24 protein-coding genes are annotated in these 23891 nt (G+C 35.1%); 16 read left to right on the forward strand and 8 right to left on the reverse strand.

What is annotated here, in order from left to right; genetic code table 11:
* Positions 1-30 precede the first annotated feature (30 nt).
* Complete coding sequence (locus PMOB_RS00235) at positions 31-1323, reverse strand: nucleotidyltransferase (protein WP_012207903.1); 1293 nt, start codon at positions 1321-1323, stop codon at positions 31-33.
* 389 nt (positions 1324-1712) lie between these two features.
* On the opposite strand from PMOB_RS00235, the gene surE reads away from it, so the two are divergent.
* The 3 genes from surE to fmt are packed head-to-tail and all read left to right on the forward strand — an operon-like array spanning position 1713 to position 3968.
* Positions 1713-2471 carry a 5'/3'-nucleotidase SurE gene (gene surE / locus PMOB_RS00240; protein WP_012207904.1) on the forward strand — a complete coding sequence of 253 codons (759 nt, stop codon included), beginning with the start codon at positions 1713-1715 and terminating at the stop codon, positions 2469-2471.
* Between the two features lie 4 nt (positions 2472-2475).
* The gene (def, locus tag PMOB_RS00245; protein WP_012207905.1) at positions 2476-3012 is read left to right on the forward strand and encodes a peptide deformylase; all 537 of its coding nucleotides are present in this window, start codon (positions 2476-2478) and stop codon (positions 3010-3012) included.
* Positions 3009-3968 carry a methionyl-tRNA formyltransferase gene (gene fmt, locus PMOB_RS00250; RefSeq protein WP_012207906.1) on the forward strand — a complete coding sequence of 320 codons (960 nt, stop codon included), beginning with the start codon at positions 3009-3011 and terminating at the stop codon, positions 3966-3968. The genes def and fmt overlap by 4 nt, the downstream gene beginning before the upstream one ends.
* Here the strand turns inward: fmt and PMOB_RS00255 are convergent.
* Together PMOB_RS00255 and PMOB_RS00260 are read right to left on the reverse strand one after the other, a co-directional pair.
* Complete coding sequence (locus PMOB_RS00255) at positions 3955-4722, reverse strand: TatD family hydrolase (RefSeq protein ID WP_012207907.1); 768 nt, start codon at positions 4720-4722, stop codon at positions 3955-3957. The two genes, fmt and PMOB_RS00255, sit on opposite strands and share 14 nt — an antisense overlap.
* Positions 4723-4756: 34 nt before the next feature.
* Positions 4757-5179: a PPC domain-containing DNA-binding protein gene (locus PMOB_RS00260; protein WP_012207908.1), complete on the reverse strand. Its 423-nt coding sequence runs from the start codon at positions 5177-5179 to the stop codon at positions 4757-4759.
* A gap of 206 nt (positions 5180-5385) precedes the next feature.
* On the opposite strand from PMOB_RS00260, the gene PMOB_RS00265 reads away from it, so the two are divergent.
* From PMOB_RS00265 to murA, 3 genes are read left to right on the forward strand one after another with little or no spacing between them, the layout of a single operon-like run.
* Positions 5386-6219, forward strand: a complete 834-nt coding sequence (locus PMOB_RS00265) for a Cof-type HAD-IIB family hydrolase (RefSeq protein WP_012207909.1) — start codon at positions 5386-5388, stop codon at positions 6217-6219.
* Positions 6170-6982: a hypothetical protein gene (locus PMOB_RS00270; protein WP_155811028.1), complete on the forward strand. Its 813-nt coding sequence runs from the start codon at positions 6170-6172 to the stop codon at positions 6980-6982. The genes PMOB_RS00265 and PMOB_RS00270 overlap by 50 nt, the downstream gene beginning before the upstream one ends.
* Before the next feature lie 33 nt (positions 6983-7015).
* Complete coding sequence (murA, locus tag PMOB_RS00275; protein WP_012207911.1) at positions 7016-8308, forward strand: UDP-N-acetylglucosamine 1-carboxyvinyltransferase; 1293 nt, start codon at positions 7016-7018, stop codon at positions 8306-8308.
* 61 nt (positions 8309-8369) lie between these two features.
* Here murA and PMOB_RS00280 read toward each other — a convergent pair whose 3' ends face one another.
* The 4 genes from PMOB_RS00280 to secG form a co-directional block, all read right to left on the reverse strand.
* On the reverse strand, positions 8370-9704 hold the full coding sequence (locus PMOB_RS00280; RefSeq protein WP_012207912.1) for a hypothetical protein: 1335 nt from the start codon (positions 9702-9704) through the stop codon (positions 8370-8372).
* A gap of 104 nt (positions 9705-9808) precedes the next feature.
* Positions 9809-10765: an S-layer homology domain-containing protein gene (locus PMOB_RS00285; protein WP_012207913.1), complete on the reverse strand. Its 957-nt coding sequence runs from the start codon at positions 10763-10765 to the stop codon at positions 9809-9811.
* A 99-nt stretch (positions 10766-10864) separates the two neighbouring features.
* Complete coding sequence (gene tyrS / locus PMOB_RS00290) at positions 10865-12058, reverse strand: tyrosine--tRNA ligase (protein ID WP_012207914.1); 1194 nt, start codon at positions 12056-12058, stop codon at positions 10865-10867.
* A gap of 15 nt (positions 12059-12073) precedes the next feature.
* The gene (secG, locus tag PMOB_RS00295) at positions 12074-12310 is read right to left on the reverse strand and encodes a preprotein translocase subunit SecG (protein WP_012207915.1); all 237 of its coding nucleotides are present in this window, start codon (positions 12308-12310) and stop codon (positions 12074-12076) included.
* A gap of 538 nt (positions 12311-12848) precedes the next feature.
* On the opposite strand from secG, the gene PMOB_RS00300 reads away from it, so the two are divergent.
* The 10 genes from PMOB_RS00300 (at position 12849) to arcC (ending at position 23055) form a co-directional block, all read left to right on the forward strand.
* A complete protein-coding gene (locus PMOB_RS00300) occupies positions 12849-13853 on the forward strand; it encodes a LacI family DNA-binding transcriptional regulator (protein ID WP_158245174.1) in 1005 nt (334 codons plus the stop codon).
* Positions 13854-13927: 74 nt separating this feature from the next.
* A complete protein-coding gene (gene pulA, locus PMOB_RS00305; protein WP_012207917.1) occupies positions 13928-16627 on the forward strand; it encodes a type I pullulanase in 2700 nt (899 codons plus the stop codon).
* A gap of 145 nt (positions 16628-16772) precedes the next feature.
* Positions 16773-17681 (forward strand): RnfABCDGE type electron transport complex subunit D, encoded by a 909-nt coding sequence (locus tag PMOB_RS00310; RefSeq protein ID WP_012207918.1) that lies wholly within the window; start codon positions 16773-16775, stop codon positions 17679-17681.
* Positions 17678-18289, forward strand: coding sequence for an FMN-binding protein (locus PMOB_RS00315; RefSeq protein WP_012207919.1), 612 nt, complete (start codon positions 17678-17680; stop codon positions 18287-18289). Before PMOB_RS00310 ends, PMOB_RS00315 begins: the two co-directional genes overlap by 4 nt.
* On the forward strand, positions 18289-18900 hold the full coding sequence (locus PMOB_RS00320; RefSeq protein ID WP_012207920.1) for an NADH:ubiquinone reductase (Na(+)-transporting) subunit D: 612 nt from the start codon (positions 18289-18291) through the stop codon (positions 18898-18900). Before PMOB_RS00315 ends, PMOB_RS00320 begins: the two co-directional genes overlap by 1 nt.
* Complete coding sequence (locus PMOB_RS00325) at positions 18900-19493, forward strand: NADH:ubiquinone reductase (Na(+)-transporting) subunit E (protein ID WP_012207921.1); 594 nt, start codon at positions 18900-18902, stop codon at positions 19491-19493. Before PMOB_RS00320 ends, PMOB_RS00325 begins: the two co-directional genes overlap by 1 nt.
* Positions 19494-19503: 10 nt before the next feature.
* Positions 19504-20622 (forward strand): NADH:ubiquinone reductase (Na(+)-transporting) subunit F, encoded by a 1119-nt coding sequence (locus tag PMOB_RS00330; RefSeq protein WP_012207922.1) that lies wholly within the window; start codon positions 19504-19506, stop codon positions 20620-20622.
* 23 nt (positions 20623-20645) lie between these two features.
* Positions 20646-21098 (forward strand): hypothetical protein, encoded by a 453-nt coding sequence (locus tag PMOB_RS00335; RefSeq protein ID WP_012207923.1) that lies wholly within the window; start codon positions 20646-20648, stop codon positions 21096-21098.
* Between the two features lie 20 nt (positions 21099-21118).
* On the forward strand, positions 21119-22108 hold the full coding sequence (argF, locus tag PMOB_RS00340; protein ID WP_012207924.1) for an ornithine carbamoyltransferase: 990 nt from the start codon (positions 21119-21121) through the stop codon (positions 22106-22108).
* 5 nt (positions 22109-22113) lie between these two features.
* Positions 22114-23055: a carbamate kinase gene (gene arcC, locus PMOB_RS00345; RefSeq protein ID WP_012207925.1), complete on the forward strand. Its 942-nt coding sequence runs from the start codon at positions 22114-22116 to the stop codon at positions 23053-23055.
* 22 nt (positions 23056-23077) lie between these two features.
* Here arcC and PMOB_RS00350 read toward each other — a convergent pair whose 3' ends face one another.
* The gene (locus PMOB_RS00350; protein ID WP_012207926.1) at positions 23078-23887 is read right to left on the reverse strand and encodes a MurR/RpiR family transcriptional regulator; all 810 of its coding nucleotides are present in this window, start codon (positions 23885-23887) and stop codon (positions 23078-23080) included.
* Between the last annotated feature and the right edge of the window lie 4 nt (positions 23888-23891).

Raw genomic sequence — 23891 nt, forward strand, 5'->3', positions numbered from 1 at the left:
TGAAGAACCTCCGAAAACGAAATGTTTTGATTATAACATTATAACCCTTTGCTTTTTATCAGGTTCATATGAAGATAAATCCCTGTTTTTGAATAATAAGGTGTAAATATTACTTGCCAAAAAATCGTATTCAATCTGATTTAAATAGATTTCAGGAATACTTTGATACCTTTTTTTGCTTGATAATAAATTGTCGTTTAATCTATTATATATTTTTCTGTATGTCGATGGGGTAGTAATAATTGGATAAGCAGAAAGATCTTTCATTTTACCAAGTAACTCTTGCCCCTTCTCTGTGAAGGCTAAAACCCTTAAATATTGTGGTCCGTGATTGTTGTATAATTTCACGTCTCTTTCTTTTAAATCAAAAAAAATCTTTAAAAGCGTTCTTTTTACTCGCGTCAACGTAAACCTTTTCGTCTTGACGTGGTTTACTAATTCTGTGAGGTTGGAACTTATTTTCGAAAATTTTGAATATCTAGTTTCTAATCCTTCTTTTACACCGTCTATTTGTATTAATTCTTCTTTTTTCATCATTCGCAGCTTACCTAAAATCATATCTCTCATATCTTCAAACATGATTGGAGCCTTACCTTTCTCAATCTCCCTGCGAAGAACTTCATATGAAAGGGATGGAACCCCCTGTCTAACTTTGTTCATCTCGTTTTTTTCTATAAGATTTCGTATCGCAGTGGCACTGGAAATTTCACCTGTGAATTCTTTTTGATTATATTCAGCTTTTATTCTTTGAATAGTGTGTGGAATAATCTTTGAATCATATAATTTTAAGGCATTTAAATACTCTAAACCTAAGATATCGTTTGATTGTTCTAATATGTCTATCACATTGGGTTCGTAATTTGAAGATTCTAAATACTCGACTAAGGCAAACTTTCGAGCATTTGGAAAAGATAAACCTTTTTTTAAATGTTTATTGAGTAACTTTTTAAAAGTTTTGGGTTGTTCGTATAAAATGTTCGATATTTTATCCAAAACTTCTAAATTACTCGATTCACTACCAAAAACTATATCTGTAACAACATTGGTTCTCTCTAATACGCCTATGGACCCCATAGCGAAGCCACTTGCATCTTGTATACAATAGACAAAAGGCAATTCGAAGACGATGTCTACTCCCATATTTACCGCAACTTCTGCACGCGAAAACTTATCCAAGATCGCAGGTTCTCCTCTTTGGACAAAATTCCCACTCATCACAGCGATTGTGTAATCAGGGTTAATTAAAGTTTTAGCTTCTCTCAAATGATGAAGGTGTCCATTATGAAAGGGATTGTATTCAACAACTACACCTAAAACTTTCAAAATTGGTCTCCTTATGTAAAATATTGCCTTTTATATTTATTATACCAGATTTGTGTACGTCATTTGCAAACATCATTTGCGAAGCAAATGAGCTATTGGTAATTATTTCTAAGGCATTACAAAAAGGCGTTTTGCACAGGGCGGCAAAAGCTTCGCAAATGAGAATAAGGATGCTGTTTCAAAAGCATTACAAAAAAACGTTTTGCACAGGGCGATACATCATTTGCTCCGCAAATGAGGGTTTGGATGTTGTTTCAAAAGCATTACGAATAAAGCGTTTTGCAAAAAGCAGCAAAATTAATTTAGTATTTAATAAATTATAAAATAAATATGTTAAAATTATAAAAAGCAAATTAATAGATATATTTAAAAAAGGAGTAGAAAGACTTGTGAATATTTTACTTTCAAATGATGATGGAATAATGTCTCCAGGTATTATCACACTAAAAACTTATCTCCAGCAAAAGCATGATGTTTACGTTGTCGCTCCCGACATCGAAAGAAGTGCAACAGGGCATGGAATTACAGTGAGAAACCCTCTTTGGGCTAAAAAAGTTAAGTTTGGAGATACTTTCTTTGGTCACGCAGTGAATGGAACACCTGCCGATTGTGTTAAAATTGGATTAGACGCGATATATAAAGACATACATTTCGACGTGGTAATCTCCGGTATAAATAGGGGAGCCAATCTTGGAACAGATGTCCTTTATTCTGGTACCGTTTCTGCGGCGTTGGAAGGCGCTGTTGGTGGTTATCCTTCTATCGCTGTTTCATGTGTTGACTTTTCCAATCCTAACTTTGAAGATGGAGCAAAGGTTGTTTTGAACATATTGGAAAAATTAGATTTGAACAATTGGCCAGAATTTACTACATTAAATGTCAATATCCCAAAAATCCCTTACGATGAAATGAAGGGGATAAAAATTACCAAGCAGAGTAGAAGAAGATACCAAGATTACTTTGAAGAAAGAAAAGATCCTTTTGGGAATTCTTATTATTGGATGTTGGGAAATATCATAGAAGATGATAACGATGACAATTCAGATTACAACGTAATAAATCAAGGTTATGTTGCTGTAACGCCGCTAAGTGTTTTCATGACAAAATATGATTTTATAGATGAATTAAAATCTTGGTTGGAGGTTTAAAAAGATGGAAATTAGACTTATTGGGGACCCTGTTTTAAGAAAAAGGGCAAAAAAAGTGGAAAATTTCGATGACAATTTAAAAGATGTCGTTGATGAGATGTTTTCTACAATGTATCTATACGATGGAGTAGGTTTAGCTGCACCTCAAGTGGGAATATCTTTGAGGTTTTTCATCATGGATTCTCGGGAAGAAAATGAAAAGGGCAAAAAAGTTGTTATTAATCCCGAAATAATAGAGTTCTTAGGAGAAGAGGTTAGCTTTGAAGAAGGATGCCTAAGCATTCCTGATATATTTGAAGATGTTGTTAGACCTGAAGGTGTGAGGGTGCGTTATCAGGATTTAAGTGGCAACGTTATAGAGGAAGAACTTCACGGGTATCAGGCAAGAATATTTCAACATGAAACAGATCACCTTGAGGGAATTCTATTCACTGACAAATTACCCATTGTAAAGAAAGCCAGGTTAAAAAAGGAATTGAACCAACTAATAGAAAAGGGCAAAAAACGTGCATGGGAGTTAGGTGAAACGGTAAAAACATGACAAATAGTAAGGATTTTAAAATTGTTTTCATGGGGACACCTGATTTTGGTGCCCAAGTTTTGGAAGAACTAATAAAAAACAATTTCAATGTTGTTGGAGTATTTTCCCAACCTGACAAACCTAAAGGGCGGGGGAAAAAGTTTCAACCACCAGCGGTTAAGGAAGTTGCCCTAAAATACAATGTCCCGGTATTTCAACCAAAAAGCGTTAATAAGGGAGAGGGGTTTGACTTTTTGAAAGAGCTGAACCCTGACATTATTATCACCGCAGCTTTTGGAAAAATATTAAAAACAAATGTTTTAAAACTTCCACCTAAAGGATGTTGGAATGTACATGCTTCTTTATTGCCAAAATATAGAGGAGCAGCCCCAATTCAACGCGTTATAGAAAATGGAGAAAAAGAAACGGGAATCAGTATTTTCAAGATGGTAGAAGCTCTTGATGCGGGAGATATAGCCATTCAAAAAAGTGTCCCCATTGAAATAAACGACAATTACGGCATAGTTTATGAAAAATTATTATCACTTGCAAAAGAAACTGTTTTAGAGTTTTTGAACTCATTCGATCATTTAACTTTGAAACCACAAAACGAAGAAGAAGCCTCATATGCAGAAAAAATTACAAAAGAAGATCTAATTGTAGATTTTAATAATGATGCTATAAAGGTTCATAACAAGATTAGAGCTTACGATCCATACCCCGGGGTAAGAAGCGTCTACGAAAAAGAAGAGGTAAAGATATTTGGTTCGGAATTTTCTGATGATTTGTTTACAATAGAAAATAAAGAAGAACCAGGAACAATAATACGTATTGAAAAAGACGGAATACTTGTAAAATGTAGAGATGGGGCTGTAAAGATAAAAGAGATACAATTCCCTGGTAAAAAAAGAATATCTACAATAGATGCCATCAATGGGAAAAAACTAAAATTATTGGGACATTTCAGCCCTTATTAAAGAAAAACTTTTCAGCATTGCTTTTTGTGATCTCTTTCAAAGTTTCAACATCTATCCCTTTTATTTCTGATATTTTTTCATAAACATATTTTACATAAGTTGGGTTGTTTCTTTTTCCTCTGTATGGTACGGGAGGTAAAAATGGTGAGTCTGTTTCAGGTAAAATTCTTTCAACAGGTGTTTTTTCAACCACTTCCCTCAATTTATTATTTTTTGGATAAGTAATCGGCCCATCAAAACCTAAATATAATCCCAAATCCAAGAATTTCTCAGCCATTTCCCAATCACTTGAAAAACAATGAACGACACCTTTTCTTGCTGGCAACCCTTTTTTCTGCAAGAAATTGTATGCCTCTTCATATGCGTCTCTAATATGGAAAACTACCGGTAAGCCCATTTCTTCAGCAATATCTAATTGTGCATCCAAACTTTTATACTGATCTTGTTTATTCGTTTCCCAATAAAAATCCAATCCAATTTCTCCAATAGCTACAATCTTAGGCTTTCCTGCCAGTTCTTTTATTTTATCTAAATCTGTTTCCTTTAAATCCTGGCTTTCAGTGGGATGTATTCCGACAGCTCCAAATATTTTTTCCTCATCTTTTACAAAATCAACGACACTTTTTGAAGACTCTACATTTATACCAATTTCTATCAACAGATCCAACTCTTCATTAGCTTTTTTCAACATCTCTTGCCTATCATCATCAAACTGTTTGAGTAACAAATGGCAATGGGTATCAATAAAATTCAAATTATTTGCTCCCTTCTCAAAATAGACTTCACTATCACCTAAAATTATACAGATTGAGACCTACTTCTGAATCAAATTTTCTCTCTACTGCACCCTCTATACTTTCAACTACTATTTCAGCGGTTCCGCTAACTATTGCAGAATTCAAATGGCCACCATAAGAATGAAGATCTGAATCTGAGGTACTTACATGTAAATGCAAATAAGTCTCTCCATTCATAGTAGATATGTTACCTGTGAGATTCAAAATTTCAAAATCTCCTTTAAACTCTTTTGAAAAGTATTTCTTTTCATGAGTATTGAACAAACCAATTGTTATATCGTTCGTTGAACCCAAACCATATACGGTTCCTAATTTTATTGAATTTTTTGAACAGAACTCTTTCAATGTTGAAACGATTTCTTCTCCCTTATCCAACCTAACTATGTATTTACTACCAAATTTAGCAAAATCCATCTGGCACTCCCCCTTTAATTAAATTATAAAAATCATACCACACATTTGTTATGATGGCTTTAAGCAAAAGAAAAACATTGTTAGTTTGCTTTATTAATTTATAATTAATGATTTATATGGTAAAATAGTATAAAAGAAGGGGCGCTAATACTCATAAAAGAAGAAATTTGTTTTTAAAAAAGTTACAGTTTGGAAAGGGGAAGAATATGAAAAAAACCTTTGTTTTTGATTTGGATGGAACTCTTTTAAATTCTGAGGTAAGAATTTCGCCAAAAACATACCAAGCTTTAAAAAGATTAAAAGAAGAAGGACATATTATAATAATAGCAAGTGGAAGAATGTACGCTTCAACTATGTACGTAGTGGAAAACTTTCTACCTTTTTTGAAAGGGAATGTGATTATTTCCTCATACAACGGGGGATATATAGTCGATCACAATGGAAAAGTAGTTTTTGAAAAAGGTGTAGCAAATGAAAGTGCAATTAAATGTATAAAATTTCTTAGAGACCTTAATATCCACAGACATATCTATATAAACGATAAACTTATTTCGGAAATAGACGATAAAGAGATTAGAGATTACTCTAAACATTCATTTGTTGATTACGTACTGGTAGATGATTTAATAGCTGAAATAGAAACCTCATCTCACCCAACATTAAAAATATTGGCAATTGGAGAGCCAGATAAAATAGACGTAATTAAAAAATTAGCGGAAAATGAGCTCCAAGGAGAGTTTAACCTTATGAAATCTTGGGATACCTATTTGGACTTTATTCCTTACGGTGTCTCCAAAGGAAATAGCTTGAAGATAATTTCAAAAATCTACAACTTAGATCCAAATACTCTTTACGTTTTTGGTGATTCCGAAAACGATATAGACATGCTTGAATTAACAAAAAACAGTTTCGCGATGGGAAACGCTAAAGAAGATGTAAAAAAAGTAGCAAATTACTTGTTACCAAGTAACGATGAGGATGGTGTGGCATATGCCATTGAAAAGATACTGGCTGATGATCTCGATAATGTTAATATTTAGCTTTACTTTTGGAAGTATATACGATATAATAAAAGAGGATAATCAAATAGTTGGAAAATTTTTTCATACTTTAACCGATATTGAAAATACTGAATTAGACCCAAATTACATCGTGGGGTATTTTTTAGATTTAAATGAGATTGATCCCGAGCTTTGTTATTTGGCTTTAGGATCAGTTAGAAACTTTTCTTTAATTCAGGATTTTTCAAGAGAATTAGGTTATTACCTTAAAAACTTGGGAATTGATTTTGTTGTGTTCGGTAATTTAATGATTTTGGAAAAAGATGCAGATGATCCTTTGAAGTATATTGGAAATTCACCTTATTTGATATCTGAAATTCTTTATAGAATGATAAGAGGGTTAGAAACAAGTGGAGTTACCCCTGTAATCATTGTAACCTCCAAAGACGATAGAAATGCCACACAATCATTACTTCAAAAGAGTGGATCGTTTTATACTTATTCAGGTCAAATAAAGAATGTAGATCTCTTTTTTGATGGTAATAATCTTTATTTGCAGAAAAACAATCTATTTTCACTTCCGTGGAATTACGGTAAAGATACTCTCGAAGAAACAATTCAGGAAATTTTTAACAATAGCATCGTATTAACGGGATGGCGTGATGAAGGAGAAAACTTATTATATAGAAAAATAAACACTACAGATTTAAAATCAGTAACGTATTTTTCCAAATCAGTTGAAGAAAGTGCAAGGAAGGTTTTTTCTGGTGAATTACTACCTACCGGAAATAAAAATTGGTAAAAGTTCTTTCATTATTTCTTAGGGGGGCTAAAATTGAAAAGCATTGGTTTAGATACATCTGGAAAAATGATCGTAAAAGGACCTCAAAAGGCAAAAGGCACTTTAACCGTTTCTGGAGCAAAAAACGCCGTGCTACCAATTATGGGAGCATCTTTACTCACTGATGATGATATTGATTTAAGGAATGTCCCAGATCTAGCAGACGTGAGAACCATGATTGAAATACTAGAAAGTGCAGGAAAAGTAATAGAACGTTTCGATGATCAATTGATAATTAAGAGTTCAGGTAATATCAATTCTGAGATTCCATATGAACCCGTAAGGAAAATGAGGGCTTCTTTCAACGTTTATGGTCCATTAACCCTCAGGAATGGTTATGCGAAAGTTGCACTTCCAGGTGGATGTTCTATCGGTGCAAGACCTGTGGATTTTCATTTAGAGGGTTTAAAAAAGTTGGGAATAGAAAGTACGATTGAACACGGTTTCGTAACCAGTAAATTGAACAATCCTAACAGTTTTATAAATATATCCTTACCTTTTCCAAGTGTTGGAGCCACAGAGCATGTCTTGACCACCGCTTGCTTACTAGAAGGCGTAAAAACGACTATCACCAATTGCGCTATAGAGCCAGAAGTAACTGATTTAGTAAACTTTCTAAATAAAATGGGAGCTAAAATTACAGGTGGTGGAACCTCAATATTGAAAATTGAAGGCGTAAAAAAATTATCGGGGGTAAAATACACCATAATTCCTGACAGAATTGAAGCTGGTACATACATCATACTAGGTAAACTCGTGGGCGAAAAACTAACCATAAAAAATGTATCTGCTGAACATCTAAATAGTTTATTCTCAGTATTTGATAATATTGGAAGCCCAGTAGATTACGACGAGAAAAAAAGAGAAGTAAAAGTATCAGAAACTCTTCTCAATCCATTAAATAGTATCAGCATGGAGACAGCTCCTTTCCCGGGATTTCCAACAGATTTGCAACCTCAGATCACAACATTTTTATCTTTGGTCCCAGGCAGATCTACAATAACAGAAACTGTGTTTAAAAGTAGATTTTACCATATTGACGAATTGAACAGAATGGGAGCTAAGATTAGGGTAGAAGACAACACGGCAATTATAGAAGGAGTAAACAAACTATCGGGAGCGCCTGTAGAAGCTACAGATCTTAGAGCCGCAGCAGCTTTACTTATAGCTGGACTCGTTGCAGAAGGAGAAACAATTATTTCGAATGTGGATCATATCTTTAGAGGATATGAAAACATACACGAAAAATTGGAACAAGTGGGTATAGAATTAATTTATGAAAAATAATGTTTTTTAGTTTTTAAAAAAGCTGGCTTCTTATAGCCAGCTTTTTGTTTTATCAATCATCTCAGAATTTAAATTCAGCTTTGAGATATAGATACCAATGTAAGTCTGCTAAGGTATCTGCTCCGATTACATTACCATAAACGTCCAGAGTTTCGTTGCCAAGGTGGGCACCTGCAGACATGTAGTCGTTGAAAGCATAAGAAACGTTGGCTATATATGCTATTGGATTTTCTGCCTGTTCTCCATCTTCGAAGAAATAGTAAACATCTGCACCTAAAGTAACAGGAACTTCAGCCACACCATAGGTTATATATCCATGAGGTGTAATAGATAATGTACTTGCGAAGTCAGTTAAATCAGCAATTGTAACAGGTACTTCTACTCCTGCAACACTTAGTTCTGAAATAGCGTACTCAACGGTTGGAGTAAGAGCCAAGGAATACACAGGTGTTGCTTCTAAAAAATCGATTGTTAATGTATCAGTTAAATCAACAGTCAATGGGTCCAAAAGATAGCTCAAATCTACCCCTGCTGTGACTTCTTGTGTGTCAGCCCAACTAACAGTGACATATATATCATTTGCAACTTCTTCTGCATAAACAGTCTTTAAGTTATTCTGCCATGTCAACCCAACGTGGGGTGTAACTGTTAATGTATCCATTTTATATGGGTATTTATAAGCAGCATCTACTCTATATGCCGTAGCAGATGAGGCCTCGTCAGAAGCATCTAAGAAATTCAGTAAACCAAAAGCTAAATCAGCACTTAATTCACCAGGAATTGGCACTTCTGTAACTTCTACTTCAACCGTAACTCTATTGTTGGAGGCATCTTCAAATTTGAAAGCTCCAGCAACAAGACCTTTTACTCCACTTACATCGAGATCGTAACTAGCACCTAAAATCATATTCCCAGGGATTGCAAAGTCTCCTGTAGCATGTTCTGTAACCTCTCCAGCTACTGTGTCAGCTAATACGACATTAACTCCGTAATCTGTTAACCCAAGTTTTAAAGAGCCTACAGCGTTAGTAAATCCGCTTATGGTGTAATTACTTAAAGCTATAACGCTTGGTTGGAATCTTAATAACCATGCTTCTTGCTCATATTGAACGTAGTTTAAGGATAATGCTGGTGATACATCAGTAACATAACCTGAGGCATCCTTAGTCACATTTACAGGTGAAAACGTGAAACCTGCTGTTAAAGTTGCCGGAAGTGTGGTTGTAAAACTAACATCCATACTGACATCGTAGTCCAACACTGATTCGATATCCAACGGACTCTCATCCATCTTGAATTCAAAACCAGCTGTACCGCTAACATCATACACTGGCTCTACTGCAAAAAGTGCAAATGAAGCAAAAACTACCAACAAAGACAATAAAACTTTCTTCATACAAAAACCCCCTTCTACTTTTGATTTAATTTTTTAAAAAATCCTTACTATTATAGCAAACATCCATAGTACTTGTCAATACGAATCATACATTTGATAAAATTTTATTGAGGCATGAAGATACCAACGGCACCTAAAATAACTCCCAAACCAGCTACTAACCATAACATTGTTTTATCTTGCGCTTTTTGTATTTCTGCATTTTGAGCTTCAACTTGTTGACTTAACTCTGTTATCTTTGCTTCGTTAGAAGCAGCTTTTTTTGCTAAATCTGGTAAAGCCTTAACATACATCTGATTTAGCTCAGCTATAGTTCTTACTTCTGCTAAATCTTGAGACAAAGATGCGATTTGCTCTTCATTTGTAGATACCCTGCTACTTAATTCGTCGATCTTGTCGTAAGTATCGTATTTGAGATTCAAATGTTGCCTAGTCATACTTGTTTTGAATTCTTCAAGCGAAGCAATCCTTTCTTCGTTTGAAGCTACTTTCTGAGAAAGCGAAGGCAATGCTTTGACAAACATTTGATTTTGTTCAGCTAAACTCTTTGTTTCTTCTACCGTTACCTCTAATTGACTAACCGTTGCTTTTAAACCAGCTACGTCCTGACTAACTGCCAACAGATCAGTCTCTAAAGCATCACCAATGTTTTTGGCTCTATAGGCTGTCTTTTTAACATCTTGATATGTTGCCTGCAGATCGGATAAAAGATCATCCGCTTGCAACTGCTCATTCAATGAATTGAACTGACTTTCAACGTTATTTACCTTCTTTGAAAGATCATCTACTTTGACTTCCAAATAGGCTAAATCGCTCGTCTTTGCGATTTCAGGAGAGTTTTCTAAATAAGTTACCAACCTCGACATCCAAACTGCTGCATCCGACCTTGTCAAAGGTTCATAGCCTCTAAATGTTGGTTCGTCTACAGGAATTACACCTTTTTCAACCAGCTTCATAACGTAATCATACGCCCAATGATCCTCTCCTACGTCGGTGAAGCCAAGTGAAAAAGCAGACACCACAAATACCATTACTGCAAATAAAGCAAGCGTTTTCTTCATTCTTCCTTACCCCCTTTTATGATTTTGATTTGATAAAAAACTACTTTTCTCAAAAAACCGTCACTATATTATACTATATTTAAAGAAATTTTGCAAAATCTATTTCATCTTTTTTATTTTAAAAAAACTCTTTTTCCCAACTCTTAATATAGCTCCATCATCACAATCAACAACATCTTTGAAATCCTTTATTTTTTCGTCGTTGATTCTAATGGCACCTTGCATTATAGCCCTTTTTATTTCACTGTTGCTATCGTAAACGTTGGTCTTGGAAACTATGTCTAAAATCGTTTCTCCACTTTTAATTTGAATCTCTGGCAAATCTTCGGGCATTTCTCTTTTCTGGAAGATTGAGACAAAGTTTTGTTTAGCTTTTTCTGCTTCTTCTTTATTATATAACAAATTAACTATTTCTTCTGCTAAAACCATTTTAATATCTCTTGGATTCACTTCTTCACTCTTCATTTGATTTTCAATATCTTTTATTTTATCTTTTGGAGTATCTGTTAAATATTTCATATACTTAATAATAAGATGATCAGGAATAGACATAACTTTACCGAAAATATCTTGTGGAGAATCGTTAAAAGCTATATAATTGTCGTAACTTTTACTCATCTTTAGGTACCCATCTGTTCCTTCAATCAAAGGCATTGTAAGCACCACTTGTGGGGACTGACCGAACTCTTCTTGAAGCTTTCTTCCAACTAAAAGATTGAAAAGTTGGTCTGTACCTCCAAGTTCCACATCAGCTTCAATAACAATAGAATCATACGCTTGTGCTAAAGGATACAAAAATTCAGATATACTTATAGGCTGATTTTCTTTTAACCTTTTACTGAAATCATCTCTTTCAAGCATCCTGGCAACTGTGTATCTTGATGATAGGTTAATTATATCAGCAAAAGATAATTTGGAAAGCCATTCGCTGTTAAATTTTACCACAGTTTTATCCGGGTGAAGAATTCTAAAAGCTTGTTCAACGTATGTCTTAGAATTTTCTCGGACTTCATCTTCAGAAAGTAAAGGTCTCGTTTTTGATCTTCCAGAAGGGTCTCCTATTCTTGCCGTGAAATCCCCGATTATTAAGTAAACTATATGACCTAACTCTTGAAACTGTTTTAACTTTCTTAAAACAACAGCATGGCCTAAGTGAAGATCAGCTCTAGAAGGATCCACTCCCAACTTAACTTTTAATTGGCCTTTTTCTCTTAATTTGTTCAAAAAATCTTCTGGTGTAATAAAATCTACGGAATCTTCTTGTATAATTCTAAGTTGGTCTTCAGGGTTCAAATATTGGTTCCTCCTTTAAGCTATTATCCAAGTTACCAAAAAACAGTTGATCATGAAAAGTATGCCAAAAGTTAGAGCAATTTTGGAGGTTTTATCTAGCCCTTTTTCTCTTCCAAAATTGGTGGCAGAACCGCCTGCACCAAATGCCCCACCTAATTCACTGTTTTTTTGCATTCTTTGCAGTGCAAAGTAGATTACTCCTAAAGCTAAAATGATATGAATAATTATAAGCAAGACTCCTAGAAAACCCATAAATTTCCTCCTCTTTATAACTTAGATTATCAATGAAATTTTATAATTCCTTTTTTATTATATCATACGAATAAACGTTATGCAAACCTTTTTCAAATTTCTTAAAATAGAGAAAAACGAAGTTTTTCTCACTTATTCGATGATAATCGCCTATAATCGTCTCTAATCAGGAATAATTTGATTAGCTTTTTTTTAATCAAAAAGGTAAAATAAGATTGAGTAAAAAAGGAAACGGTTCCTTATTGGTGGAAAGCGGGGCGAAGGGGCAAATACTCCTTTATCCTTTAGGTAAAGGAGCTTGGAGAAGGGGCAAAAACTCTTTTATCCTTTAGGGTGGGGAGCGTTTGCTGCAATTTGCAAACTATGTTTTTTTGCAGTTTTATGCAAAATGGTTTTTTTCGTAATGTTTTTGAATAACTTTCCTAATCTCATTTGCTTTGCAAATGATGTATTGAATTCGGGGTTTTTAAGGGGCTTGCCCCTTAATGTAGGGCTGAAGCTCCGCTATATATATAATTATGATTCCGAGGTGAATATTGTGAAAGAGAAAAAGAGAAATCCAAATCCCACTATTAAAGACGTAGCACGACTCGCCAACGTTGGAATAGCAACAGTTTCAAGGGTATTAAATAATTCCGAAAAGGTAAGCGAAAAGACAAAAGAGAAAGTTCTAGAAATCATAGAAGAGTTGGGATATTCTCCCAACATTAACGCTAGAACATTATCTTCAAAAAATATAAATTCTCTTTCTTTTGTAACACCAGACATGGGAAACGAATTTTATGGAATCATGTATTCTCTACTTGAAAAGAAAATTTCTCGAAATAATTATAGGTTGATTGTTTTTCCCCTCATAGATCAGATATCTCTGGAAAAGATTAAGCAAAATACTGATCTAATTTATCAAACCGATGGTGTGTTTATCTCTTCTCTTTCCGTTTCAAGTATTTTTCATAACAGAATTCCCCCTAAGAAAATAATATTGATCGATTCATATGATGAGAGATTCGATTCTGTTTACGTTGATAATTATCAAGTCGGGAAAACAGCCGCTCAATATCTCATAAATAATTCACCTGCAAATAGTACTTTCTATTTAGTTACTTTTAAGGAGCTCAACAATGAATTTACCTCTTTCGTCTTCAAAAAAAGAGACGAAGGTTTTTTAGAAGTTATGGAAGAGAACAATAAAAAGGTAAAGATTATATATAGCGATTTATTGTGGGATGGGGGGTATAAAGCGATTGGAACCCTTATAAAAAGGCGCCCCAGAAAATATTCATCCATTTTTGCAACATGTGACATGATTGGAGTAGGTGTCAAAAAATACTTGGAAGAAATGAATATGTATCCAAAAAAGGATTATTCATTGATAGCTGTTGACAATCTTCCTATTAGTAGGCTATTTCAATTAACAACGATTAGACAACCGATTAGCGAAATGGTCGAAATTGCTTATGAGATGTTCGTCTCTTCCATGGAAGGAAGAGAAAAAGCTGAACATTACAAATTGGAAGCCAAAATAGTAGAAAGAGAAACATAGAAGATATTATTATTTTTTTCTATATTGTGGAAACCTTTTCACTATATCACAACTTCAAAAGGAGGTCGGTATTTATGAGGAAAGTAGGTTACTTTTTGCTAGTATTCTTCTTAATTTCTTTGTTGTTAGGTTGTTCCGCGCAAGCAGATCAAGCCACACAAACTCAAGCTTTGCCTGAAGAGGTTGAAAGTACAAATCCTAACAATTTTGTAAGCCTTTCTGAAGGGAAAACCGCTGCTAACTTTGACGCACAGACCGTTTTGATCGTACACTATCACAGACCTGATGGTGATTATGAACCTTGGAATCTTTGGATTTGGCCAAGTAAACCTGTTTCCAAAGAAGGCGCTAGATATTTATTTGAAGGTGAGGATAGTTTTGGTAAGTATGCGATTGTCAAATTTGAGGAAAAACATGAGGAGTTGGGGTTCATTGTAAGAACAGATAGTTGGGAAAAAGATATTTCAATGGATAGATTCGTGAGTATACCTGAAAGCGGAGTTGCTGAAATATGGGTCTTATCTGGAGTAGAGAATTACTATACCGATCCTAAAAACCTTGACTTAAGTCCCCGAGTAAATGCAGCTATCATGGATTCTTTCGATGAAATAAAGGTTAGTCTAACGGTACCCTTTGATACAAAAGAGTGGGAAGGAAAAGTCCACTTTTATCAGGTCGATGGTTCTGATCCTATTGCCATGGATGTATCAGATGTTTATAAAACCGATCCCACCGATATTTCTGTTACCTCAAATATTACAATAAAACTAGCTAATCCAATATCTTCCCAGGATGTGGATAAATTGTATAAAATAGATATAGAAGGATATGTATCAGAAAATTATGTGATTATGCGTAATATTTTAGATGAGGAAGTTTTTCATTACTATGGGAACGATTTAGGAGCGGTTTATTCTCCAGCTAAAACAGATTTTAAAGTATGGTCCCCAGTATCCTCAGAAGCAAAGGTACTACTTTTCCATGATTATTTGGATGAAGAACCATATAAAGAAATTCCCATGTCAAAAAACGATAACGGAGTTTGGCATGCCACTATGAACGGTGATTTAAAAGGGCAATATTATCTATATGAGTTCGTATCTTATGGCGAAACAAGAAGAACAATAGATATTTATTCCACAGCTCTTGCCGTCAATTCCGCGAAATCAGCTATTATAGATTTGAATGATACAGACCCAGTAGGTTGGAATAACGATACAAGACCTGTTCTTAAAAATCCTGAAGATGCAATTGTTTATGAAATTCATGTAAAAGATTTTACAATAGATGAAAGCTCTGGAGTTCCAGAAGAGTACAGGGGTAAATATCTTGGATTGACTGTAGACAATACACAATCCCCCACAGGTGTGAAAACAGGATTATCACACCTAAAGGAACTTGGAGTTACTCACGTTCACATTATGCCTATTCAAGATGCTGGTTCTTTAGATGAAACTAAATTCGATGAGCAATACGGTTGGGGATACGATCCCTTAGTGTACAATGTTCCAGAAGGTATTTATTCGACAGATCCATACGATCCATTAAAGAGAATAAATGAAGTGAAAACCGTAGTCAAAACTTTTCACGAAAACGGTATAAGGGTTGTGATGGATGTTGTGTACAACCATACATACCAAGTCGGAAAGAATTCACCTTTCGATCAAACAGTTCCTTACTTCTATTACCGTACTGATCAATCTGGGAAATATACAAATGGATCTGGAGTGGGGAACGAAGTAGCCACGGAAAGGTTCATGGTGAGAAAATACATAGTAGATAGTTTAAAGTATTGGGTCGATGAGTATCATGTTGATGGATTCAGATTCGATTTATTAGGTTTATTTGACAAAGAAACGGTAAAAACAATATCAGAAGAATTACATGCCCTACTACCAGACGTACTTTTGTATGGAGAACCATGGACTGGTGGCGGTCAAATAACGTTTGGCAAAGGAGACCAAAAAGGTTTAGAGGTAGCTGTATTCAACGATGATGTTAGAGACGCTATTAGGGGAAGCGTATTTGAACCTGAGGTCAAAGGTTTTGGATTAGGGGCTGCAGGACAACAAACAAAGATAAAAAGAGGTGTTGTCGGATCTATTGAATACGACAGCACAATAAGATCATGGGCACAAGACCCACAAGAAACTATGAACTACGTTTCCAACCATGATAACCATACCTTATGGGATAAAAATGCACTTGCTCTCGGTGTAAAACCGTGGGAAGAAGAGTTAGACCCACAAACTTTAGAAACCTTAAAAGCCTCTCAAAAATTCTCCAATGCAATGATCTTAACGATGCAGGGTGTACCCTTCTTACACGGTGGGGTGGATTTTGCAAGGACTAAGAACGGTAATCATAACCCATACAATGTTTTAGAACCAAACGTATACGACTGGAACAGGAAAAGCGAATTTTACGATATATTTGAGTATTACCAAGGTATGATAGAATTAAGAAAAGCTCATCCTGCTTTTAGAATGACCAATAGTGAAGATATAATAGCTCACATTGAATTTTTCGAACTACCTAAAGAATATAGAAAAACCGTTGCTTTTATCATAAAAGATAATGCAAACAACGATCCATGGAAAAATATTGTGGTTGTCTACAATGCAGAACCAGAATCTTCTGTTCAAATCACACTACCTGAAGGCGAATGGAATTTAGTTGTAAATGAAAACACAGCTGGTACCGAAACACTGAATGTAGTGGAAGGAACAATCGAAGTGTCACCTTTATCCGCTTACGTTTTATATCAAAACTAATAAACTTTAGAAAATCAAAGGGGCGAATTTTTTCGCCCTTTTTTAATTCTTACAAATTGATAAAATGAATCGTTGATATCTAAGGTCATATATGTTAAAATATCAATAGATTTATTAATTTAGATTTAATTAAGGGGGTGTTCATGTGGCATCAGGCTTTTTCCAAAAACAGGTTATGATGAGAAGAGTACTGTACTCACTGATACCTGTCTACGCTTTTGCTTTTTACATGTACGGATGGAGATTGATTTTTCTATCTATATTTGTTTATGGTTTTGGGATTTTGACAGAGTACATTATGGAAAAAAGACAAAAACGTCAAGTTAGCGAAGCTGTATTAGTCACCAGTACTTTATTCGTCTTATCCCTTCCTCCTGCAACGCCTTGGTGGATCGCCAGTATTGGGATTATTTTTGGTGTTTTATTTGCAAAAGAAGTTTATGGGGGTTTTGGAAGAAATATTTTTAATCCAGCCATTGCTGGTAGACTTTTTATTTACATAACCTTTCCAAATATTATGACCCAATCATGGCTTCAACCGGGAAATTTTGGGAGAGCGACATCTGATATCTTAACCTCAGCAACACCTCTACAAGTTTTAGCAAATGGTGAAAGTTTCGGCTTGTTTGAATTATTTTTTGGACTCAGATCAGGTTCAATGGGAGAAGGTCCTATATTTCTAATACTTATCGCTGCAATTTATCTCATCGCCACAAAAACCGCTAGTTGGAAAATTATGTTATCCACATTCTTGAGTGCTTCTATATTGACAGGCCTTTTTTCTTTAATAGGCGTACAGGAAGCCTCCTATCCTTTAGAATTCTTGCTAGCAGGAAGTTTCATGTTTGTCACCGTTTTTATGGCAACAGATCCTGTAACTGCACCAAAAAATGAAACTTCTAAATGGTTTTATGGAATTATAATAGGAGTTACGGCTATACTTATCAGAACGTTTTCTCTTTTCCCAGAAGGTACGAGTTTTGGAGTGTTAATGGGTAACACCTTTGCTGCTTTGTTGGATACAGCTTTTGCTACAAAGAAGGTGAAAGCATGAAAAGGGAAGGTAGAGTTTATACCATTATATTCACATTTATTATTTCTTTTGTGTTTGTTTTCGTTTTGGCAGTAGCAAATGAACTAACAAAAGATACGGTAGCAAGGAATCAAGAATTGTTCCAAATTAAAGCAATATTATCTGCAATGGGTATATCTTATGAAAGTGATGAAGAAGCCTTTCAAAAATACAACTCTATGGTTTCAACTGAATCTATTAATGGCTCTCAACTATACACTGCCGAAGTAAACGGACAAAATGTCTATGCTACCATCTTCACTGGTAGTGGACTATGGGGCACTATCACGGGTGTCTTAGCTGTGAACGAAGATGTTTCTAGAATTGTTGGCATTGATTTTATATCTCAAAACGAAACACCTGGATTGGGAGGAAGGATAGAAGAAGATTGGTTCAAAAGGCAGTTTTCCGGTCTTAAAATTATAGACAGTCAAATAAGAGTAGTAACTGGGCAAGGTTCCGGGGACTACGACTACGAAAACGGACAAGTTGATGCAATAACCGGTGCAACAAGAACTTCTGAGTCTATTGAAAGAATTGTAAACGAGACGATTGCAAATTTGAAAGATATTCTGGGGGTGAATAGTTAATGGCTCAGAAAAGTTGGATAGAAATTGCTAAAGATAATTTATGGTATAACAATCCTGTATTCATCCAAATACTCGGAATATGTTCCACATTAGCGGTAACTAACACTTTAATAAACACATCCATTATGACTCTGGGAGTCGTTTTTGTGACAGGCTTATCGGCGTTGACGGTTTCTTTGTTAAAATCTTTCATTCCTAGGAAAGTCAGAATGATAGCCCAAACTTTGATAATATCTTTTTATGTTATAATTGTTGATATCGTTCTACGGGCTTATGTACCTGATGTCAGTAGAGCCTTGGGACCTTACGTAGGTTTGATCATAACTAATTGTATAATAATGGGAAGAACAGAAGCTTTTGCTCAATCTAACCCTCCATTACTTTCTCTGTGGGATGGTTTAACTAGTGGAATAGGGTATATGTATGTTCTTTTGATGGTTGCATTTGTGAGGGAGTTATTGGGCTTTGGAACAGTTTTTGGATTTCAAGTATTACCAGATAACTTTGTAAATTGGACTATAATGGTTATGCCTCCAAGTGCCTTCTTTATGTTAGCTATTTTTATATGGATACTCAAAGGTTACCAGTTTAGAAAGGAGGTTAAAAAATAATGTCCCCTGACGTAGGTTTGATATCTTTATTCTTTGCTTCTATTTTTACAAGCAACATACTTCTTGCAAATTTTTTAGGAATGTGTTCCTTTATATCGGTTTCAAAGGATTTCACTTCTTCTAATGGGTTGGGTCTTGCAGTAACCTTTGTTATGACTATAACTACCGCAATTAATTGGCTTGTATACCATTATTTGTTGATTCCTTTCGGTTTAGAATATCTTAGATACATAGTGTTCATAATAGTTATTGCCGCAATAGTTCAGATATCAGAAATGGTTATAGAGAGGATGTCAACTAATTTGTACATGAGCTTAGGTATTTTTCTTCCATTGATCACTGTTAATTGTGCTATACTGGGTGTAGCTCTTTTTATGCAGATTAGAAATTATAATTTCCTTCAATCAGTTATATTTGGACTTGGTTCAGGCTTAGGTTGGTGGTTAGCAATCATATCACTAGCCGCAATAAGAAAAAAGGTTGATAAATCTCCCGTACCGGGACCGTTAAAAGGACCTGGAATTACCTTAATCACGATTGGACTTATGGCGATGGCTTTTATGGGATTTTCCGGTATGCTAAACGTACAGTGAGGTGATTGATGTGAACGCAATTTTAGTTGCTTCATTTATAATAGGTGGATTGAGTGCGGTTTTAGCTGCTATGATTGTGGTTGTTGATAGCGTAGTTAACAATTATGGTGAAGTTAAGATCGATATCAATAATGGAAAAAAGGAGTTAAAGGTAAATGGAGGCGCTCCACTACTTACTACTCTTTCCGAGCAAGGCATCTTTATCCCTTCAGCATGTGGTGGTAGGGGAAGTTGTGGGGCATGCAAGGTAAAAGTTTTATCAGATATAGGACCAATTTTACCCACGGAAGCGCCACTTTTAGACGAGGAAGAAATGAAACAAAATATAAGATTATCATGTCAAGTGAAAGTAAAATCTGACATAGCGATAGAAATTCCAGAAGAGTTATTTTCTGCAAAAATTTTTAAAGGTGTGGTTGAAAAAATAAATGATTTGACATATGATATAAAAGAAGTTAAAATTAAACTTGTCGAGCCCAATGAAATCGAGTTTAAAGCTGGACAGTATATGCAATTGGTTATACCTCCCTACGAGAAAATAAACGAATATACACAAAGGGCATATTCCATTGCATCGTCGCCAAGTCAAAAAGATTCCATAGAATTTTTTATCAGACTTGTTCCAGGTGGAATTGCGACAACTTATGTTCACAAATATCTAAAAGAAAATGATCAAATGGAATTGGTTGGTCCTTTCGGTGAATTTTATATGAGAGATACGGATGCAGATATGATATGTGTTGCAGGAGGTTCAGGGTTAGCTCCGATAAAATCTATCGTTGCAGATATGTTCGAAAGGGAAATAACCAACAGAAACGTCTGGTTGTTTTTCGGGGCAAGAAGCTTGAAAGATCTTTATTATCTGGATTTCTTTCAAGACATGGAAAAGAAATGGGACAGATTCCATTTTGTTCCTGCACTTTCAGAACCACAACCTGAAGATAATTGGAAAGGAGAAACGGGACTTATAACAGATGTATTGGGAAAATATTTTAAAGAAAAAATGGACCAAAATACCCAAAAGGAAGGATATTTATGTGGAAGCCCCGGTATGATAAATGCCTGTGTTAAAGTAATGACAGCGAACGGCATATCCGAGGATAAAATATATTATGACAAGTTCGCGTAATTAAAAGGAGGTGTTTTTCCTCAATGAAAATGACTGAAGATTTAAAGAAAGCCTATGAAAACATGAAGCCCGGAGTTATAACCGCTGATGGATTTTTAGGTGATGATGAAAGACTTTTGGTTGACATAATTGAAAGTGATGAAGAAAAAATTAGGGCTTTAAACATAAATTTACAAGATGACCTTAAAAAGATTAGATACCTTTTTGAAAAAGGGAAAGAAACCTTTGAAGAACCTGTAACCGTTGACAATAAATGGCTTATAAAAGTGGATGAAGCTAGAGGACATTTACCTTGTCCCTTTGAAGACGGTATTTTTAGGAAAGTTAATTTAAGAATTAAAAATTTAGATAACAAAGAAGAACTTCTTATCACAGAATTATCGCTTCACTTGATAGAAAAACATCATTTTTTCCAAGGTAAGGGGTCACCATTCAGGGTAGACCCTGAAAAACTCAAAAAAGTCTTAGAAGGATAAAAAGGAGGAATTAAAGAAGCATGCCTATCAATTTAAGAGGAAGAAGCCTTTTAACGTTGAAAGATTTCACACCAGAAGAGATAAAGTATCTTTTGGAGCTTTCAAAAGATCTAAAAGCCAAAAAGCGAATGGGTATTAAGGGGGATTTGTTAAAGGGTAAGAACATAGTTTTGCTATTTGAAAAAACATCAACAAGAACAAGATGCGCCTTTGAAGTAGCTGCTTTCGATGAAGGGGCAAACGTTACATTTCTAACTAACAGTCAAATGGGAAAGAAAGAGTCAATAGAAGATACGGCAAGAGTTTTAGGAAGATTTTACGATGGTATAGAATTTAGAGGCTTCAAGCAAGAAACGGTAGAAATTTTAGCAAAATATTCAGGTGTTCCCGTGTGGAATGGTTTAACAGATGAAGATCATCCCACCCAAGTTTTGGCAGATTTCTTAACTATTATGGAAAATTTTGAAAAACCTCTTAATAAGATCAAGTTTGTGTACGTTGGTGATGGAAGAAACAATATGGCAAACGCCCTCATGATTGGTGCCTCTAAAATGGGTATGGATTTTGTAATTATTTCTCCAAAAGAACTTTTCCCAAGTAAAGAACTGATAAGTGAAATGGAAACGACAGCTAACGAAAACGGTGGAAAAATTACCATCACAGACAAACTTGATGCCGTTGCTAATGCAGATGTAATTTATACTGATGTCTGGATTTCTATGGGAGAAGAAAGTAAAGTTGAAGAGAGGATCAAATTACTTAAACCTTACCAAGTAAATATGGATTTGATAAAAAAGACAAACAATCCTGAAGTTATTTTCCTTCATTGTTTGCCTTCTTTTCACGACACAAAAACCGATATGGGATACGATATTTATCAGAAATACGGCCTTACAGAAATGGAAGTTACGGATGAAGTGTTTCAAAGTAAGTACTCAAAAGTTTTTGATGAAGCAGAAAATAGAATGCATACCATAAAAGCAGTTATGGTAGCAACGTTGGTAGGTTGATAGGAATGGCTGAAAAACTTGCAATTGTAGCAATAGGAGGAAATGCCTTATCCCAACCAAAAGAATCTCCAACCGCTGAAAATATGCTAAAAAACTTAGAGAACACGGCAAAATGCCTAGTTGAGCTAGTAAAAAAAAATTATAAAATAGTTATAACTCACGGAAATGGCCCTCAAGTAGGAAACATTCTAGTTCAACAAGATATAGCCAAAGAGGTCATTCCTCCATTTCCTTTAGATGTTAACGGGGCTATGACTCAGGGATATATAGGATACATGATTTCCCAAATGTTAAAAAATGTTTTAACAGCAGAACATATTGAAAAAGATGTTTCAAGTATCGTTACCCAAGTACTTGTTGATAAGAATGATCCAGCCTTTAACAACCCTTCAAAACCTATTGGACCCTTTTACACCGAAGAAGAAGCTAACACTTTCATTAAAGAAAAAGGATGGAGCATGGTAGAAGACGCCGGAAGAGGTTGGCGAAGGGTAGTACCTTCTCCAGAACCGTTAGAGATTATAGAAATAAGAGCTATTAAACAATTGGTAAGGGACAACAATATAACCATAGCAGCGGGTGGTGGGGGTATCCCAGTAGTAAAAGAAGAGAACAAATTAAAAGGCGTGGAAGGTGTTATAGACAAGGATAGAGCCTCTGCTTTGTTAGCTATAGAATTGGACGCCGATGAGTTCATAATTCTAACCGCTGTAGAAAAGGTATTTATAAATTTCAATAAACCCAATCAACAAGCTATATCTTCAATGACTGTGAACCAAGCAATACAATATATGAAAGAAGGGCATTTCTCAAAAGGGAGTATGTTGCCGAAGATAGAGGCATGCACAAATTTTGTTCTCAAGACTGGAAGATCAGCTTTAATTACAGATTTAACGAAATTGGTTGATGCTTTGGAAGGAAAAACGGGAACTATTATAACTAAATAAGGGGGGATTACCCCCTTTTTTGTTAATTGAATTTTTTTGTCTTCATCGCTTGACTTATTCTACTTTCTTTGTTTTTGAGGGACATCTTAGAAGCAACTGAATTGTACAAAAGTTCCACCATGAACATTTCTCCGATTCTGCTAACGGTAAATTCGCTTTCTTGAGGCATTTCAGCTGAGGTATATAAAACTAGATTAACTATTTTTGATAAAGGTGAGTTAACCCCTGCAGTCATGCCTATGGTGAAAGCACCAGCTTCCTTGGCTACTTGGGCGGATTTATAAGTATCTCTGATAACTCCAGAATGACTGATAGCAATTACTACGTCATCTTTTTCAAGATTGGAAGCCACGATAACTTGCATATGTGGATCAGAATATGCAGTGGAGGCAAATCCTAAGGCAGCAAACTTCAAAGAAGCATCTAAAGCAATAGGAAAAGATCTTCCTACCGCATAGAATAGTAGTTTTTTACTGTTCATAATTATTTCGGAGGCATGAGTAATTTTATCTCTATCCACTTGCCTTAGAATATCGGTCAAGGCGTTTACAGTCCTATTGTAAATCATATCAAAAAGATCTTTTGACTCTTTTGAGTCAAGTGTAGGGGTGCTCAATTCCCTTGCCAATTCCAACTTAAATTTTTGATATCCCGAGTAACCAACCTTTTTTAAAACTCTGTATATAGTAGTTTCACTAGTTCCGGCCCAATTGGATAATTCTGTGATGCTGTAGTGTATTACATCGCCAGGCCTTTCGATTATATACTGAGCTGCCTGCTTTTCTTTATTAGTTAAAGAATTGTATATCCCTTTGATTTTGGAAGTTACCAACTTC

Origin of the sequence: Petrotoga mobilis SJ95 (genome assembly GCF_000018605.1) — a bacterium.
GTDB lineage: Bacteria > Thermotogota > Thermotogae > Petrotogales > Petrotogaceae > Petrotoga > Petrotoga mobilis.